At 41.4% G+C, this 17,829-nt stretch carries 10 protein-coding genes; 9 read left to right on the top strand and 1 reads right to left on the bottom strand.

All coding sequences use genetic code 11. The features are described from left to right. Positions 1–259 precede the first annotated feature (259 nt). The 9 genes from QXD64_06870 to QXD64_06830 all read left to right on the top strand — a co-directional run bounded on the left by QXD64_06870 (position 260) and on the right by QXD64_06830 (position 16,247). A complete protein-coding gene (locus QXD64_06870; GenBank protein MEM3397032.1) occupies positions 260–3,013 on the top strand; it encodes a tetratricopeptide repeat protein in 2,754 nt (917 codons plus the stop codon). Between the two features lie 64 nt (positions 3,014–3,077). Beyond that, positions 3,078–5,297: a vitamin B12-dependent ribonucleotide reductase gene (locus QXD64_06865; protein MEM3397031.1), complete on the top strand. Its 2,220-nt coding sequence runs from the start codon at positions 3,078–3,080 to the stop codon at positions 5,295–5,297. A gap of 400 nt (positions 5,298–5,697) precedes the next feature. Next, positions 5,698–6,843, top strand: coding sequence for a zinc ribbon domain-containing protein (locus QXD64_06860; protein MEM3397030.1), 1,146 nt, complete (start codon positions 5,698–5,700; stop codon positions 6,841–6,843). A 54-nt stretch (positions 6,844–6,897) separates the two neighbouring features. Next, on the top strand, positions 6,898–10,239 hold the full coding sequence (locus QXD64_06855; GenBank protein MEM3397029.1) for a helicase-related protein: 3,342 nt from the start codon (positions 6,898–6,900) through the stop codon (positions 10,237–10,239). Positions 10,240–10,242: 3 nt separating this feature from the next. After that, positions 10,243–11,820 (top strand): DUF1156 domain-containing protein, encoded by a 1,578-nt coding sequence (locus QXD64_06850; GenBank protein ID MEM3397028.1) that lies wholly within the window; start codon positions 10,243–10,245, stop codon positions 11,818–11,820. Next, positions 11,817–12,113: a nucleotidyltransferase family protein gene (locus QXD64_06845; protein ID MEM3397027.1), complete on the top strand. Its 297-nt coding sequence runs from the start codon at positions 11,817–11,819 to the stop codon at positions 12,111–12,113. The genes QXD64_06850 and QXD64_06845 overlap by 4 nt, the downstream gene beginning before the upstream one ends. Beyond that, positions 12,106–12,450 (top strand): DUF86 domain-containing protein, encoded by a 345-nt coding sequence (locus QXD64_06840; protein ID MEM3397026.1) that lies wholly within the window; start codon positions 12,106–12,108, stop codon positions 12,448–12,450. The genes QXD64_06845 and QXD64_06840 overlap by 8 nt, the downstream gene beginning before the upstream one ends. Continuing rightward, entirely contained in the window at positions 12,447–13,673 is a 1,227-nt protein-coding gene (locus QXD64_06835; protein MEM3397025.1) for a hypothetical protein, read from the top strand. Before QXD64_06840 ends, QXD64_06835 begins: the two co-directional genes overlap by 4 nt. Then, entirely contained in the window at positions 13,674–16,247 is a 2,574-nt protein-coding gene (locus QXD64_06830) for a DUF499 domain-containing protein (protein MEM3397024.1), read from the top strand. It abuts the gene before it with no gap. Positions 16,248–16,250: 3 nt separating this feature from the next. Here the strand turns inward: QXD64_06830 and QXD64_06825 are convergent, their stop codons facing one another. Further along, a complete protein-coding gene (locus QXD64_06825; GenBank protein MEM3397023.1) occupies positions 16,251–17,822 on the bottom strand; it encodes a tRNA uridine(34) 5-carboxymethylaminomethyl modification radical SAM/GNAT enzyme Elp3 in 1,572 nt (523 codons plus the stop codon). Positions 17,823–17,829: the final 7 nt, after the last annotated feature.

The raw sequence follows: 17,829 nt of genomic DNA, 5'->3' as shown, positions 1-17,829 counted from the left end.
TTAGAAAAGAGAGGGTGTCCCATCTTGCTCCAAATGGGACACACCGCGAATGCTTCCTTTCTACCCAAGGAGGTTTTTATATGCCTCTCCCAAATAAAGATTTGTAATGGCTATTCTTTATGACCCTGTCATTGACTTCATTCGTGAATGCTTATCTCCAACAATGTGCACGTATGATGTGTAGAAAGCAAACATTCTATTAGCCCAAACAATACTTAAATATCCGTGTTTGTTCAGTCCTTTTGACCACAGGTTTACTATGAATCTGGTTGACAGAGAACGGGAACTTGCCATTATAAAAAAGATAATGGATAATACAAAAAATGGTAGGGGTGCTACAGTTCTTATCACAGGAGATATTGGTATCGGTAAAACAAGGCTCGCAGAGGAATTTATGGAGATGTGTCAGAGAGAAGGTTTTGTTGTTCTTTCTTCAATTTGTGTTGGAAATAACCAGCCAGCATTTCTTCCTGTAACTATGGCGCTTCAAAATTATGCGAAGAAGGTTTGTGAGCATCCTGAGATGTATGTACCAATAGGACTTGCAGGTTTTCAGAGTTTAGAAATCGAGAGATCAAATCCAAAGGAGATTGTAAAAGAACGAACTAGAATGCTGGAACATCTGCATTATCAGTTCACAGGCATTTCAAAACAGAAACCCGTAATTTTTGTGATTGATGACATGCATCTCGCGGATTCTGCAACACTTGCATTTTTCCATTATATGGCAAGAAATGTCTTTAATGAAAGCATTATTTTAGTGGCTACTTTTGTTGAGGAGTTCGCCCGCTCTACATCTACATTTGCGGAGACAATCAGAAACCTGAATATTGAACGGTTGTGTACTATGCTTAAAATTGAGAACTTTAATGAAAGAGAAGTTCAGTTGTTTGTTGCTCAAATGGGATTCCCAGATTCGAAAGAATTCGTAAAATATGTTTATGAAAGAACATCTGGGAATCCGTTATTCATAATTGAGTTCTTATCTGCAATCCAGAACGCAGGGTTGAAAGATCTTGAAGCAATTAAAAAAATGTCACTTCCAAAAAATGTCAAAGACATTGTGAGATTTCGTGTGTCTACCCTCTCAGAAAAAACAAAGAAAGTACTTGCTACAGCTTCAGTCCTTGGCAGAGTGTTTGAGTATGCTGTGTTGAAAGAGCTTGTTGGGTTAAATGAGGAAGAATTACTTGATGCCCTGGATGAACTTATATCCCAGAATTTTCTGATGTCGACGGAAGAATTTGAGGAAGGTTATAAATTTGTGAGTAATACTACATGTGAGGTTTTATACAGTGATATAATCGGCATGCGAAGAAAATTGATGCATCAGAGGGCGGCAGAGGTAATTGAGCAATTTCATGGAAGTGATGAACAGTTCTGGAGTTCACTAGCTTGGCATTACAAGGAAAGTGGGGACAAAACCAAATTTTTAGAGTATGCATTGAGAGCGGGGCGGAGTGCCGCAAGGAGATTTGCGAATGCTGAAGCTATTGAACATTTTAAAGGTGCTCTGGAGGTTCTGGGTGAAACACCAGAGGAACTTAAACAGAAGATTGGAGTGATGTGGGAACTTGCTGAGGTGCTGGATTTGGATGGGCGATATGAGGAAGCACTGGGAATTCTTGACAAGAGAATCAGCTGCACCGCTATAAGCAATCCAGTTGAAGCAGGAAAGAGCCATAGAAAGAAAGCGGAAATTTTCATTTACAAAGGTGATTACGATGACGCGTTAGGAGAGTGCGAAAAAGCAGAAGAGTTTCTCATCGGACTTCCAGAGGAGGAATTAGAGCTTGCTAGGGCCTGGAGCGTGAGAGGGGTTGTTTATGAGCGAAAAGGGGAATATTTAAAGGGGATAGAGTGGCAGAACAGGGCTCTGCAAGTGTTTGAGAAAATAAAAGCAGAAAAAGATGTTGGAAATGCACTCAACAAAATTGGACTTTGTCTCTGGTGTTTAGGGGATTATGAAAAATCTCTTGAACAGTATCAAAAATCTCTAGCAATTCGTGAAAAAATAGGTGATTTGCGGGGCATGGCAATGTGCTACAACAACATAGGACTGATATACGATGCAAAAGGAGATTACAAGAGGGCATTTAATTACTATGAAAAAAGCCTTGCCATTTGCGAAAAGATTGGTGATGTCTGGGGTATTTCAATCTCATACAACAACATTGGGTTAAGCTACTACAATGCAGGAGATTATGAAAAAGCCGTTGACTACTATGAAAAAGGTCTTGCTATTTGCAAGAAGATTGGAGATACTTATGGTCTTGGCATTTTCTACAACAACATAGGGCTAATACACTCGAGTATGGGAAATTATTTGGTTAGCTTGGAGTATTATGAAAAAGGCCTTGCAATTTGCGAGAATGTTGGAGATCTGTGGGGCATTGCTTTGATATCCACAAACATAGGTACAATTTATGGAAGGAGCGGGGACTATAAAAAAGCGATGGACTACCTTGAAAAAAGCCTTGCCATTTCAAAAAAAATAGGTGATGTTATGGGTATCGCTAGAACATACTCTGAAATCGCTATAATTTACAAGGAGAAAGAGGAGTATGACCTGGCATTGAAGTATTTTCAAGAATCTCTTAAATTATATAGACAAATTCGGAATGAGGACATGATTGCCACGGAATGTTTGTATATTTGTGACACATACATAGATAAATCCGAGATTGGGCTTGCAAGAGAACATCTGAAAGAGGGAAAGAAACATCTTGGAGAGCTTTCTGATAAAAGATTGATTGCCTACTCCAATTTTGTGGAGGGAAAACTTTTGGGAGCAGAGGGAAGAACCGAGGAAAGCAAGAAGTTTCTAAGAAGTGCAATAGAAATGTATGAAAAAATTAAATTGCAGGACATTGAGTATTACATGGCCTTGTTTGAGCTTGGAAAGATTGAGCGAAATAAGGATTTGTTAAGAAAGGCAGTTGCGTTTTTTGAGAAAATTGGGAACACAACATGGATTGAGAGAGCCAATAAGGTACTGAAAAATCTAGAATGAGCGATAAGCATGAGAAACGAAAATCTCTTTACACCCCTTTGTTTGTGCCGAATTGAGGGGAAAAATGAAGTTAACTCCCACTGCAATTTCTGTACTTGAGAAACGATATCTGGCTAAAGATGAAAATGGACAAATCACAGAGACACCCGAGCAACTATTCAGGAGGGTTGCAAAAGCCATTGCTAGTGCAGAGAGAAACTATGGGATGAGTGATGCAGAAATAAGGGAACTGGAAGAAGAATTTTACAGAATGATGGTAGAACTTGAATTTCTGCCCAACAGTCCAACTCTGATGAACGCAGGCAGAGAATTGGGACAGCTCTCTGCATGCTTTGTACTACCAGTGGATGATTCAATCCAGTCAATCTTTGAAACATTGAAGCATGCCGCATTGATTCATAAAAGTGGTGGTGGGACTGGATTCTCTTTTTCTCGTCTTAGACCTTCCAAAGATGTTGTGAAATCTACCTCAGGGGTTTCCAGCGGGCCTGTTTCATTTATGGAAGTGTATAATGCAGCAACCGAAGCAATAAAGCAGGGAGGTACGAGGAGAGGGGCTAACATGGGTGTGCTTCATGTCTCACATCCGGACATTGAGGAATTTGTGGATGCAAAACTTCAGGAAGGAAAGCTTGCTAACTTCAACATCTCAGTTGCTGTAACAGATGAGTTTATGGAAGCGGTGAAAGCAGATAAAGAATTTGCGTTACTGAATCCAAGAAACAATGCAATTGTGAAAAAAATAAAGGCAAGAGATTTGTTCAGAAAAATTGCAGAAAATGCATGGAGGTCTGGAGAGCCCGGTCTCATTTTCATCGACGAGATTAACAGGCATAATCCGACGCCAGAGATAGGGAAAATTGAAGCGACAAATCCGTGTGGGGAACAACCTCTTCTGCCTTACGAATCCTGTAATCTGGGCTCAATCAACCTTGCGAAAATGCTGAGAAAGACAAACAAGGGCTATGAGGTTGACTGGGAAAGGTTAGAGCATTGTGTGAAAAATGCCGTGCGTTTTCTTGATGATGTGATTGATGTGAACCGTTATCCACTACCAGAAATTGAAAAGATGACGAAGGCAAACAGGAAGATAGGGCTGGGTGTGATGGGATTTGCAGACATGCTCATTTATCTTAGAATCCCATATGATTCTGACGAAGCGCTGAAACTTGCAAATCAGGTGATGAGCTTTATTGCTGAAATCGGAAGAAAGACCTCTGAGGCACTTGGAAAAGAGAAGGGCAATTTCCCGAATTTCGAAAAAAGCATCTGGGCAAAGAGATACAAGTTCATGAGAAATGCTGCTGTCACGACAATTGCACCCACTGGCACATTGAGTATGATTGCTGGTTGTTCCTCTGGAATTGAACCCTTGTTTGCACTTGCCTATACCAAAACAGTGCTGGAAGACACGGACTTTCACGAAGTAGCGAAATCATTTGAGGATGTGATGAAAGAGGAAGGTTACTGGAACGAAGAGACGATTAAACTTGTTGTTTCTGACGGAACCGCAGGAAAACTCAACATTCTAGAGAATTTAAAGAGGGTTTTCGTAACTGCTCTTGAGATTGCTCCGGAGTGGCATGTGAGAATGCAAGCAGAGTTCCAGAAATTTGTTGATAATGCAGTCAGCAAGACCATAAATCTACCAGAGAATGCAAAGGTGGAAGATGTGGAAAAAGCATTCATGCTAGCGTATGAATTAAAGTGCAAGGGAATTACGGTCTATAGAAACAGAAGCAGGGAAGTCCAGGTGCTGAGCGTGAAGAAAGAGCGGAAGATTGTGCCGAGGCCAAGACCAATTGCGACCACTGGAAAAACAATAAGAGTGGAAACTGGATGTGGTTATCTCTATGTGACGATAAATGAGGATGAGCAGGGGCTATGTGAAGTGTTTGCCACAATGGGAAAGTCAGGCGGTTGTGCGATGTCTCAGATTGAGGGAATCTCAAGGTTGATTTCAATTGGTCTGAGAGCTGGACTTGACATTGATTCAATAATCAAACAACTGAAGGGGATAAGATGTCCATCTCCGAAAATGGGTAAAGACGGTGCTGTGGTGCTTTCCTGTGCTGATGGAATTGCCCATGCACTTGAGGAATACATCAAGTTTGGAAAAGAGCCGAAAAAGTTAGAATTCACACTTGCAAAAGTCGCGCCGAGACTTGATGATTACTTAGAGTCAGGTAATGTGGTTGGTATCTGTCCTGATTGTGGTAATTCTCTGATTTATGCAGAGGGCTGTGTCCAGTGCAAGAACTGTGGATATTCAAAATGTCAGTAATGCAGGGCTAATGTCCTACGGTCGGGGTATGCACCCTACGGTACCACGAGGGGGCTACGCCCCCTTACGGTAACCCCCGAGGGTTGGCACCCTTACGCTAACCCGCGTCAAGGGGATGCTTTCAGCATCCCCGAACTTACCCTTTTGCCATTTTTTTCCGTGAACGCTTTTGCGAGCCTCAGCGAGCAAAAGGGTTCCATGAAACCTTTTCGGGCGAGGGGGCTACACCCCCTTACGGTAACCCCCGAGGGGTTGCACCCCTTACGGTAACCAGCCTCAAGGAGATGCTTTCAGCATCTCCGAACCTACCCCCATTTTGGATGAAACCTTTTCGGGCGAAGCCTGAAAAGGTTTCCGATAGCATTAAATCATACCTTGCAATTTCAGAAATGTGAGATGAATGCCTGATGATTCCACGATAACGGTAGCATACGCTGCACTTGTGGTGCTGGGAATAATTATTGTGCTCACTGCACTTCGACTGGTTCTCATACTTTTAAGAAAGAGGCAACCCTCCACATCTGGTGTCTCTGACGAGCGGAGAATTGAGGCAGAGGCAGCGATTGAGGCAGTAGAGATAATGATTGCAAAGAAAAAGAGCGAGGGCCATGATGTAACTGAGGCAGTTGAATGGCTGAACGATGCTAAGGACTTGTTTGCCAAAAATCGTTTCACATCTTGCATGAGCTCACTTGAGGCAGCAAAGGTTTCTCTGGAGGCAGCCCAGAAACCAAAGGTGAAAAAAGTAAAGAAAGAGGTCGTAGCTGAGGCGACGCCAAAGGAGAAAAAAACCGAGGAAAAGAAGGAAGAGAAAAAGGTTGCAGTCGAAAAGAAGCTTGTAGAAGTTGAAGAAGTCAAAAAAGCTGAAGAGAAGAAAGAGGAGAGAGTAGAAGGGGTGAAGGAACAGCAGGAAGAAGAGCTGGAAGTAAAGGAAGCTGAAGAAGTTGTTGAGGAGGCGGAAAAAATGCCAGAGGAAGAAGAAATGGATGAGGAAATGCTGCAGAAGAAGAGAGAGCAGATAAAGAAGGAATTGGAGTCAATAGAGATACCTGAGGAGGAAATGTCCACAGAAGCCCTCATAAAAAAGAAGATGCCGAAGGACTATCTTCCTGCAAAGTTTGAAATCGGGGTTGCAGAAACTAAAATAAAGGATGCAGAGAAAAGTGGGAAAAATACAGATATGGCAAAGAGGCATCTTGCGGATGCAAAAGCTCATTTTGAGGCAGGCAGATACACGGAAGCCCTAGGCTCTGCTGTGAAATCCAAGAAGGCACTTGGAGTTGGTCAGGAGGAGCATATTCCGCTCGAGGAAAAGACGGAAGTTGTGGAAGTGGTAGCAAAGGAAGAGGAGCAGGTGATTGAGGTCACAGTGGAGAGTGGAAAAGACCTCTGTCTCAACTGTGGGAATACGATAAAGCCAGGGGATAAATTCTGCAGGAAGTGCGGGACGAAAATCCAGGTTGAAGTTTACTGCACGAAATGCGGCACTAAAGCAGAGCCTGATGATATGTTCTGCGGAAGTTGCGGAAGCAAGCTGAGAAAGTGAGCAATCCTAATTTTATTATTCAGGAGAGCAGTGGAAATTAGGAGAGGTGAAGTAGTGAAAGAAAAATTGAAAAATGGCATGGTGATTTCAGGACCATATTGGCCAGAGCCAGTGGTAGTAAAATCTGTGCGAGAAAGAGGAGAGAGTATAGAAATCATTGGCATGCAACAGTACAGTGGTCATCATGTAGATGTAATACTTACAAAGGAACAAATTGAGAGATTGAAATACATCTCTGAGGAAGGAAAATTTAAAAATCCTGCATGGAAGGTTTTTCTAGCAATGGAAACGATAAGATATAGGTATGCATCGCTCTATGACCCGTTGCTTGCCCTTAATGTTTCGAAAGTCGATCCACTACCACATCAGATTGAAGCAGTATATGGATATATTTTGAAGATGCCAAGGATAAGATTTCTCATAGCAGATGACCCTGGTGCAGGGAAAACAATAATGGCTGGGCTTATAATCAAAGAATTAAAGTTGAGGGGATTGGCAAAACGAATAATGATAGTTTGCCCAGGTCATCTAAAAGACCAATGGATGAGAGAGTTAAAGGAACATTTTGATGAAAATTTTCAAGTTGTAGATAGACACACATTTGAAAATGTCTATAACCTTAACCCCTGGGAATCCCATAATCAAATTATTACCTCAATGGACTTTGCAAAAAGAGATGAGATTTTACCTGCATTGAAAGCTGTGCATTTTGATCTTATTATAGTTGACGAAGCTCATAAAATGAGTGCCTACAGGTATGGTGAAAAACTGGAGATGTCCGAGAGATATAAGTTGGGGAAGGTACTTTCTCAAATCACTACACATCTTGTGTTTCTCACAGCGACACCACACAAGGGAGACCCTGAAAATTTCAGGCTTTTCCTTGATTTACTTGAGCCTGGCTTCTTTGCAACAGAGAAGTTAATTGAGCAGTCTTTGGAAGACAGGGATAATCCTCTGTTTATTAGGAGGATGAAGGAAGATTTGAAGGACATTAATGGTAGGCCTTTGTTTCTTCCAAGATATGTAAGAACTGTTGAAATCAACTTGGGAAGAGAATCACCTGAGGAAAAAGAATTATACAACGCGCTATCAAGGTATGTAGAAACGCAGTATAATCTGGCACTGAAAAAAGATAAGAAGAGAAATGTGGCTTTTGCGCTGGTAATTCTTCAGCGTAGATTTGCTTCAAGCACATATGCACTTCTGAAATCATTGGAGAGAAGAAAGCATAGATTGGAGGAGTTGCTAGCAAATCCAACTAGAATTGAAGAGGAGATTAGAGAAGAAGACATAGAAGATGTGGAAGATATGACAGAGGAGGAAAGATGGAAAAATGAGGAAACTTGGGAGGTATTAAGTGCATCGGAGACAAGGGAGGAGCTAAAAGAAGAGATAGATACATTGCAATCACTTATAGAAAGGTGTGAAAAAATAATTAGTGAGGAGAAGGAAATTAAGTTAATTAAACTGAAAGAATCGTTGAACGAGCTTCGTGAAAAAGTTCAAGAGAAAGAAAATAGGAAGATTATTATTTTTACAGAGTCAAGGGACACTTTAGAATATCTTGTAGAAAAATTGAAGAGTTGGGAGTACGCAGTGAACTTTATTCATGGTGGAATGAAGCTGAGAGATAGAGTGGATGCAGAGGTTGTGTTTAAAAATGAGACAGAGGTATTAGTGGCTACAGAAGCGGCAGGTGAGGGCATCAACCTTCAATTTTGTAACCTGATGATAAATTATGACATCCCCTGGAATCCGACTAGACTTGAACAGAGGATGGGTAGAATTCATAGATATGGACAAAAGAGAGAAGTGTTTGTACATAACTTGGTGGCTTCAGATACAAGGGAGGGCTCAATACTTCACAAATTACTCATGAAATTAGAGGAGATGCGGAAAGCCCTTGGTGGGGACAAAGTTTTTGATGTGATTGGAGAAATTATAGATAGCAAAAAGTTTGCACAGGCGATGATTGATGCAGCAGTGAACGCGCGTCCACCAGAAGAAATCTGGAGTGAAATAGGACCTAATTTAGAGTTTGATGAAAAAACTAGAAAAACGATTTTTGATTGTCTTGGTGAAAGCCTTGCAACGAGATTTATTGACCATACAGCGATAAAACGCGTTTTTCAGAAGGCAAAAGAACAGAGACTTATCCCAGAGTATACTGAAACCTTTTTTATAAAAGCGTTTGAGAGAGCAGGGGGCAGAATAAAAAGAATTAATGAGCATTGCTATACAATTGAGGAGATACCCGGTGAAATCAGAAAAATTTGTGAAAATTTAGTAAATTCAAAGAACTATACCCAGATAGTGAGAAGATATCCATGTGTAACCTTCGATAAAGATGCTATGACTGCTTATCCCAATTGTGAGTTTCTCTCGTTCGGGCACACATTGTTTGACGGTGTGCTTGAATGGGTGGAGAAAAATTTCAGGAATTGCTTGAATAGTGGGGCGATTTTTTATGACCCAGATGGAATATTAGATGGATACATCTTGTTCTACGAAGGAGAGATAAAGGATGGTACTGGCTCTACAGTAGGCAAACGGATTTTTTCGGTTTATCTGGATGATGCAGGGTATGAAATTGTCCACCCGTCTATTTTATGGGATTTGGAGGAAGAGAACGAGCCAGCGGATAGTGAGGAAGTAGATTTGGAACAACTATTAGAGAGAGGTCAGAATATAGCTGAAAGAGAACTTAAAACCTATTTGGAGGAGATGGAGAAGGAGAGAGTGAGACAGTGTAATATAAAAGAGAAGTACGGTGTAGCTTCATTGAAGGATTTGATAGAGAGGTTGGTAGGGGACATTCTTTCCTTAGAGAAAAGGAGTGAGGAAGGAGAGGATGTAGATTTGGCTTTGAAAATGAAGCAAGAGCGTAGGAAGGAGTATATACGGAGTTTGGAAGAGCTAAAGAATTTAATTGAAAGAGAAAAGAGCCTTACGATGTGTGGGCTGCAACCACTTGGAGTTATTAGAGTGAAACCTCTCGGTAAAAAAGAGCAAGGGATGAAAAGAGATATAGAGATCGAGCGTATAGGGATGAAAGAAGCCATGGAATTTGAAAAGAACGCTGGAAGGATACCCGAAGATGTTTCTGCTCAGAATTTAGGTTACGATATTCGTTCTACTGATGCAAGCGGAAATGTGCGATATATTGAGGTGAAAGCCAGAGTGGATTATGGAGATGTAGCTTTAACAAGAAACGAGTGGTTTAAGGCAAAGAGGTTCGGGAGTGACTATTATTTGTATGTGGTGTATAATGCTGGAACAAAGCCAGAGTTATACATCCTGCAAGACCCTGCAAGAAATTTGAGACCTGTAGAATTGGTTTCTGTTGTGAGGTATGTAATACATCCAGATGAAATAATAAAAAAAGGAGGTTAAAAAATGAAAAAAAGGAGATTTATCGAGGATTCATTTCCTGTGAAGGCGGTTAGTGAAATTTCCGCAAATGAGAAAAACATAAGACATGGTCATATTAGCACATTGCATATCTGGTGGGCAAGGCGACCACTGGCCGCCAGCAGAGCCACAGTGTATGCTGCCTTAGTGCCTACTTACAGAGATAGATTGGACTGGGATAATAAAATGAAATTTATTGTGGACCTTTCAAAATGGGAGAATTCAAACAATGCCAGATTAATTGAGAAAGCAAGAAAAGAGATTTTAGAGGCGAATGGGAATAGGCCACCCAGAGTAATAGACCCATTTGCAGGAGGGGGTTCTTTTCCACTGGAGGCCTTGCGACTCGGTTGTGAAACCTATGCAAACGACTACAATCCAGTTGCGGTGCTTATCGAGAAAGCAACATTGGAATTTCCACAAAGGTTTGGAAGCACGGAAAGTGAAGAAAAGAGTTGGGGAGATTTGAAAACTCCTGGGGGCAAGGCAAAAAACAGACTTCTTGAGGCTGTTGAGAAATGGGGAAATTGGGTTAAGGAAGAGGCGGAAAAAGAACTTGGAGGATTTTACAAGGGCATCCATGAGAATGAAATCCCAGTAGGTTATATCTGGGCCCGGACAGTTCCATGCCAGAATCCATCGTGTGGGATTATGATTCCACTCATGAGACAGTTCTGGCTTGCTAAAAAGCCAAAGAGAATGATTGCACTCCATCCTGTTGTGAGAGGTGCAGGGAACGATGTGGAGTTTGAAATTGTGGGAAAAGATGTGCAGGGTTATAAACCATGGCCAGAGAATTTTGAACCAGCGAATGGCACGGTTTCGAGGGCAAAAGTGCGTTGTCCAGCATGTGGCACAACCATTGACGACAAAACTACCAGAAGGTTATTCATAGAAGGAAAGGCTGGGCAGAGAATGGTTGTTGTAGTATTTACAGATGCTGAGGAGGGAGGAAAAGGCTACAGATTAGCCACAGAAAAAGATTTTGAGATGTTTAAAGGGGCAGAGAAATATCTTGAGAAGAAAAGGCAGGAACTCAAAGACAAATGGGGAATTGACCCTGTACCAGATGAACCCACACCAGAAGGCAAGGGGAGTGGTGCAGAAAGAGCCTTTTCTGTACGGAAATATGGGCTGAACACATGGGGCGACCTTTTCAACTCACGCCAGAAACTGGCGCTGATTACCTTTGTGGAGAAGGTGAGGCAAGCACATGAGAAGATGCTGGCTGAGGGCATGGAAGAGGACTTTGCGAAGGCAGTGATATGTTATTTGGGGTTTGTCGTTAGCCGTATCCCCGACGCAAACTCGGTTATATGCCATTGGGATGGTGGCTGGGAAAAAACTGCCACTACCTTTGCAAGACAAGCACTTCCAATGAATTGGGATTACATCGAAGCAAATGTTGTTGGGGAAAAGGGGTACAATTTTAAAAACATTCTGGATACTATTTTGTTAGTGTTAGAAAAAATCTCTGATGCATCTTCCTTTGTTCCTACCATCCCTCAATCCCCAGACACCTCTCTGTCAGAGGAGGAAGAAAATGGAGGCGATGAAGAATGAAAACGGTTCAGGAAATAAAAAAAATACTGGTAGAGCATAAGGAGGAGATAAGGGAGAGGTATGGAGTTGTAATTCTGGGCATATTTGGTTCGTGTGCAAGGGGAGAAGCAAAGGAAACAAGCGATGTGGATATTTTGGTTGAACTTGAAAGACCTATTGGGCTTAAATTCTTTGAGTTGTGGGACGAACTTGAGAAACTACTGGGTTGCGAGGTTGACATTCTTACTGCAACTGCAGTCAAGCAAAAATCATTACTCTGGGATAGTATAAAGGAGGATTTGGTTCATGTATAAGAGGAACCGGGAACTTCTTGTAAGAGATATTATAGAGGCAATAGAAAAAATAGAATCATACATAAAAAATTACTCTTATGAAGAATTTCTTGACGACATGAAAACCAAGGATGCAGTGGTGAGAAATCTTGAGATTATTGGAGAGTCAGCAAATCTATTACCCGATGAAATAAGATGTAAATACCCAGAAATTCCATGGGGTAAGATTATAGCGTTAAGAAATCGTTTAATCCATGGATACTTTGTAGTGGATTATAGAATAGTGTGGGAGATCGTTACCAATGAACTTCCAAAGCTTAAACTCCAAATTAATAAGATACTGGAGGAGGAAAGATGAAAAAACAAAGTGTTCCCAAAATAACACAGGCATCCGCCACCTCTCTCCCTTATCCAGATAACTATTTTGATGCTGTGTTCACGGACCCTCCGTACTATGACAATGTGCCATATTCTTATCTCTCTGACTTTTTCTATGTGTGGCTTAAACGCACAATCGGGCATCTTTACCCAGACCTTTTTGTCACACCTCTCACACCAAAGAGCGAGGAAATTGTTGCCTATACACACAAAGAAGGAGGGCTGGAAGCAGGCAAAAAATTTTTTGAAGAGAGGCTAGCTTTAGCATTCAAAGAGATATACCGCATTCTTAAGCCGAATGGAATTGCTATTATAGTCTATGCACATAAATCTACTGCTGGCTGGGAAACGATAATCAACGCCTTGCTGAGTTCTGGGCTCGTAATTACTGCCTCATGGCCCATATCCACTGAGATGGAGGCAAGGCTTAGAGCCAAGGACTCTGCAGCACTTGCCTCGTCAGTTTATATTGTTGCTCGAAAGATGGAAAGAAACGATGTAGGTTTTTACAATGAAGTGAAGGAGGAACTTCGCAACTATCTTAACAAAAAACTTGATGACCTCTGGAAAGAAGGAATTAGTGGTACCGACTTTTTCATAGCAGCAATTGGTGCAGGAATTGAGGTGTTCGGTAAGTATGAAAAAGTTATGGACTATGCTGGCAATATCATCAGGGCATATAAAATACTTGCAGATATTCGCACAATTGCAACTGAGTACGCGGTGAGTAAAATTCTTTCAAATGGTTTTGGCAGTAATATCACTCCACTCACTAGATTCTATGTTCTGTATAGATGGACATGCGGTGAAGCAAAAGTGGAATTCGACGAAGCAAAAAAGCTGGCTATGAGCGTGGGTATAACCCTTGAGGATTACTGGAACAAAAACACTTGCATCAAAAAGGAGAAGGAATTTGTGCATGTGTTAGGACCGCATGAGCGCAAGATAGAGCACCTAAATAATCCTGCAGAATTGGTTGATGTGCTCCACCTGTGTCTTATATACTGGGAGAAGGATGTGGAAGAGGAAATTGTGACTTTACTTCAAAAAACCCAGTATGGTGATAGTGATGTTATATGGAGAGTTGCCCAATCTATCTCTGAGACGCTTCCAAATGAAAGTCATGAGAAAAAGTTATTAGAAGGCTTTCTATTGGCAAAAGAAAGAATAATCAAAAAAGTAAAGCAAAGGAGGTTACAGTAAATGAAATCTTTTTCAGAAATAGCGATACCCCACAAAGATATACAGGAGGGCAACCTCACAATGGAAATTTTTGCGGCAAATTTGTGGGAGGTGTACAACGGTCGTGGACCCGATGAATATAAAGATGCAGCAAAGTTTTTTTCAAAAACCTACATGACACATGGACTGGAAGAAATAATAAACGCAGTAAGAAAAAGGGTTGAGGGCAAAGGTGGTGATGCAGTTATTCAGTTGACCACGCCTTTTGGTGGTGGGAAAACGCACACACTCATTGCTCTCTATCACAAAGCAAAAGAATGGAATGTAAGGACAGTAGTGGTGGTGGGAACAAGTCTTAACGCAAAAGAGGATACGCTTTGGGGACTCATAGAGAAACAACTTGAGAACAAAGAGGAGCCAGAGATTCTTTCAGGCAATATTGCCCCTGGCATGGACAAGTTAAGAGAGGTCCTCTCAAAGCATACACCTCTTCTAATTCTCATGGATGAAGTCCTGGAGTATGTTACCAAGGCGGCAGGAGTAGCAGTTGGTAAAAGCACACTTGCTGAGCAAACGATTGCATTTATGCAAGAACTCACTGAAACTGTGTGCACATTAGGAAATGCATGTTTAGTTTTGACAATGCCCACAAGCATAACTGAACATTATGACAGTTCTGCAGAGAAATTTTATTCTAAGCTTCAAAAAATTTCAGGTAGAGTTGAGAAAATATCTACACCTGTAGCAGATTCCGAAATTGCCAAGGTGGTGCGTACCAGGCTTTTTAGCTCTGTTGACGAAGATGAAGCGAGAGGTGTTGTTGAAAAATTTGTTAAATATGCATCCGAAAAAGAAATTCTCCCTCAGGGGGTGGAGCCAGCAGAATACCGGGATCGTTTTTTAGAATCTTACCCCTTCCTGCCTGAAGTAATTGATGTGCTCTACCACCGCTGGGGAAGTTTTCCCAAATTCCAGCGTACGCGCGGAGTCCTTAGAATTCTTGCTCTGGTGATTTCCTCGCTTCAGAAAGAAAAAATCCCTTACATAAGTTTAGCGGATTTTGACCTTTCAAATCCAGATATTAGAGCTGAATTTATCAAGTATGTCGGCGAGGAGTACAACAGCGTATTATCTCAAGATATTACGGGAAAGAATGCTGGTGCAAAGGTGTGCGATAACGCACTTGGCCAAACATATAAGAAGCTAAGGTTTGCCACAAGAGCTGCTACTACGATTTTTCTCTACTCATTCTCAACATCTCCTGAAAATGGTGCTAAAATAGAAGAGATCACACGCCAAGCCCTGATAATAGACTACCCACTAAAGGTTATTACCGAAGCTGTAGAGAAACTTCAGAATGAACTTTTTTACATCCAAAGACAAAATGAAAGAATCAGATTTTCCAATATCCCAAACATCAATAAGATTCTAATTAATAGAATGGAAAACATTTCAAAAGATGAAATTTTGGAAAAAGAAAAAAAATGCCTTGAAAGAATTGTAAAAAGTGGAGAGTTTAGAATATACATCGGAGAAACAGATACAAACAACATACCTGACAATGAGGATTTTAAGCTTGTAATATTAATGGAAGAAAACAAGAATGTAGTTGATTCAATAATTAGAAATAAGGGTACAAGTCATAGAATAAACTCAAACACGGTTTTCTTTCTTTTACCATCTGAAACCGAAAATGTGAATCTCGAGCAAAAAATAAGAGAATACCTTGCATATGTTTCAATAATCAATGATAAAAATCTCTCGCTGAGCGATGAACAAAAGGAGGAGGCAAGAAGAAAAACTAAAGAATTAGAATCTGATATTTTAGATCTCACAAGAAGGACATATAGAATTGTGGCCTTGCCCCAAAAAAATAACCACAAAATCCTTGACTTGGGTGTTCCCACTTACGGTGAAAAGAGAGATTTAGGTGCCATCATCTACGAAACTCTCGTTCAGGAAAATGAAATTCTGGTAAGTATTGATCCATTGGCAATCAAGGAAAAATTCCTTAAAGATAAAAAGTATGTTCATACAGAACAGATTCTTCATGCAAGTTACAGAACACCTGGCGAACCAAGGTTACGGAGCCGAGAGGTTTTGATAAAAAGCATTCAAGCTGGTGTCGAAAAGGGTATTTTTGGTTTAGGTTTCTATGAAAACAATGAACCAAGATGCACAGACTTCAAAAAGTCAGGGATTTCAGTTCGTTTCACATCTGACGAGATTTTAATTGCATCGGAGGAATCCAAAGATAAAATATCCGAGATGGCCGAGATTACTGAGGTGAGTGCAAAACCTGATTTCCAAAAAACACAATCAATGCCCGCAAAATCTCTGCATGAAAAACACTATACCATGCAACAGACTCAAGCTGAAGATACTAAAACACTTAAACATCTGTCATTAAGAGTTGAACTGGACTCAAGTCAAACGCTCCCAGATTTATTGAATGTGTTGAGATTCATTTTAAGCAAATTCAAAAAGGCAGAGATAACACTCAAGGCAACTGACGGCTCCATGACTCCTCAAGAGTACGAGCAAAAAATCAAGGAGGCACTTGATCAGATAGGAATTAACTATGAAGAAATGTAGAGATTATCCTGTTTTCTTCCCCATATACACTCCCTCCCTTTCAAATCCCAGTTTCCTGTAGTAATCTCTTGCACCTACACCGCTTGTCACGAGGAGCTTTTTGATGCCTTGATTGTGCAGAATTTCCTCTGCTTGTTCAATCAATTTCTTTCCAAATCCACGGTGCTGCTGTTGCAAATCAGAAGAGGGAGCTCTGCCAATGCTCAACGACTGCCCGAAAACCTTGAGTTCCCTGATGATGCCAACTCCTTTCTCCATCTCCTTTCTCCAGGCCTCAGATGAAGGAATTCGCAATCTTGCATAACCAACAAGAAAATCCTCCTCTGTATCCAAACTTATGAAGAATTCCTTGCCCTTGCTTGCCACATACTCCTGCACATTTGTCTCAATTTTCTGGCTTTTCACCTTCTTCTTCAGCATGTTATGCCCAATCTCTCTGCAACGAATACAACTGCATTTTTTCCCTTCTCTTTCTAGCTTTTCTAACACAATCTGGCGAAGATTGCTCTTTTTCACTCCATCAACTATCAAGTAAGCTGGTATGTCCCGCTGGATTCTCTGGATGCGCACATAACGCGGCAGCACTTCCTTCATTCTTGCAATCACTTCAGCTGCTTCCTCAGTTGAGTATGGCCTGTATTTTCCCTCTTTCCACAACTTGTAAAGCTCAGTGTTCTCAAGCACTAGACAAGGATAAATTTTCAGCATGTCTGGGCGAAACTCAGGTCTCTCAAATAAGAGTTTAAAGCAATCAAGGTCATTTTCCGGGTTTGAGAGAGGAAGCCCTGGCATTATGTGGTAACCAAGCTTCAACCCCGCATCCTTCGCAACTTTCGTAGCTGCAACCACATCTTCCACTCCATGGCCCCTCTTCACAAACTCCAGCACTTTATCGTCAGCAATCTGAACACCGAGTTCCACTCTTGTGGCCCCGAGCTCCAGAGCAAACTCCGCATGTTCTCTTCTGAACCAGTCAGGTCTTGTTTCTATTGTGAGTCCTATGCACCGATGTCTCGCTTTCTCGTTGCGTGCATGTGCATCTTCCAGCGTCTCTGCAACCTCTCCATTCATTGCATCAAATGCACCTTTTATAAATCCGCTCTGGTATTCCCTACTCCTGCAGGTGAATGTGCCACCCATAACAATGAGGTCAATTTTGTCAGCAGCATGCCCAATCTGTTCAAGTTGCTGGATTCTGGCGAGTGTCTGGCTATAGGAATCAAATTTATTCTGGATTGCTCGCATTGCAGCTGGCTCCTTCCCTGTATAACTCTGCGGTGTCTGGAACTCCTCTCCACCAGGACAGTAGATGCATTTTCCGTGTGGACATTTTGCTGGAGAAGTCATTATTGCAACCACAGCTACGCCTGAAATTGTCCGCATCGGCTTGATTTTCAGAATCTCCCTCACCTTTTCTACATCTTCTGGTGCAGCGTTTTCCAGAATCTCAGTGTTGGATGGAATCTTGCTAAGGCGGTATTTAGCAGATAACTTTATCTTTGCCTTGTGCAGTTCCTCGGCATCTCTTATTTTGCCAGATTTTATTTTCTCGATTATTTCCGAAAATATGTCCATTCTTACC

The organism is Thermoplasmata archaeon, from assembly GCA_038874435.1.
In the GTDB taxonomy this organism is placed as follows: Archaea; Thermoplasmatota; Thermoplasmata; order Lutacidiplasmatales; family SKW197; genus SKW197.
The sequence above is the reverse complement of the archived record's forward strand: the minus strand, read 5'-3'. Positions and strand labels throughout refer to the sequence as shown.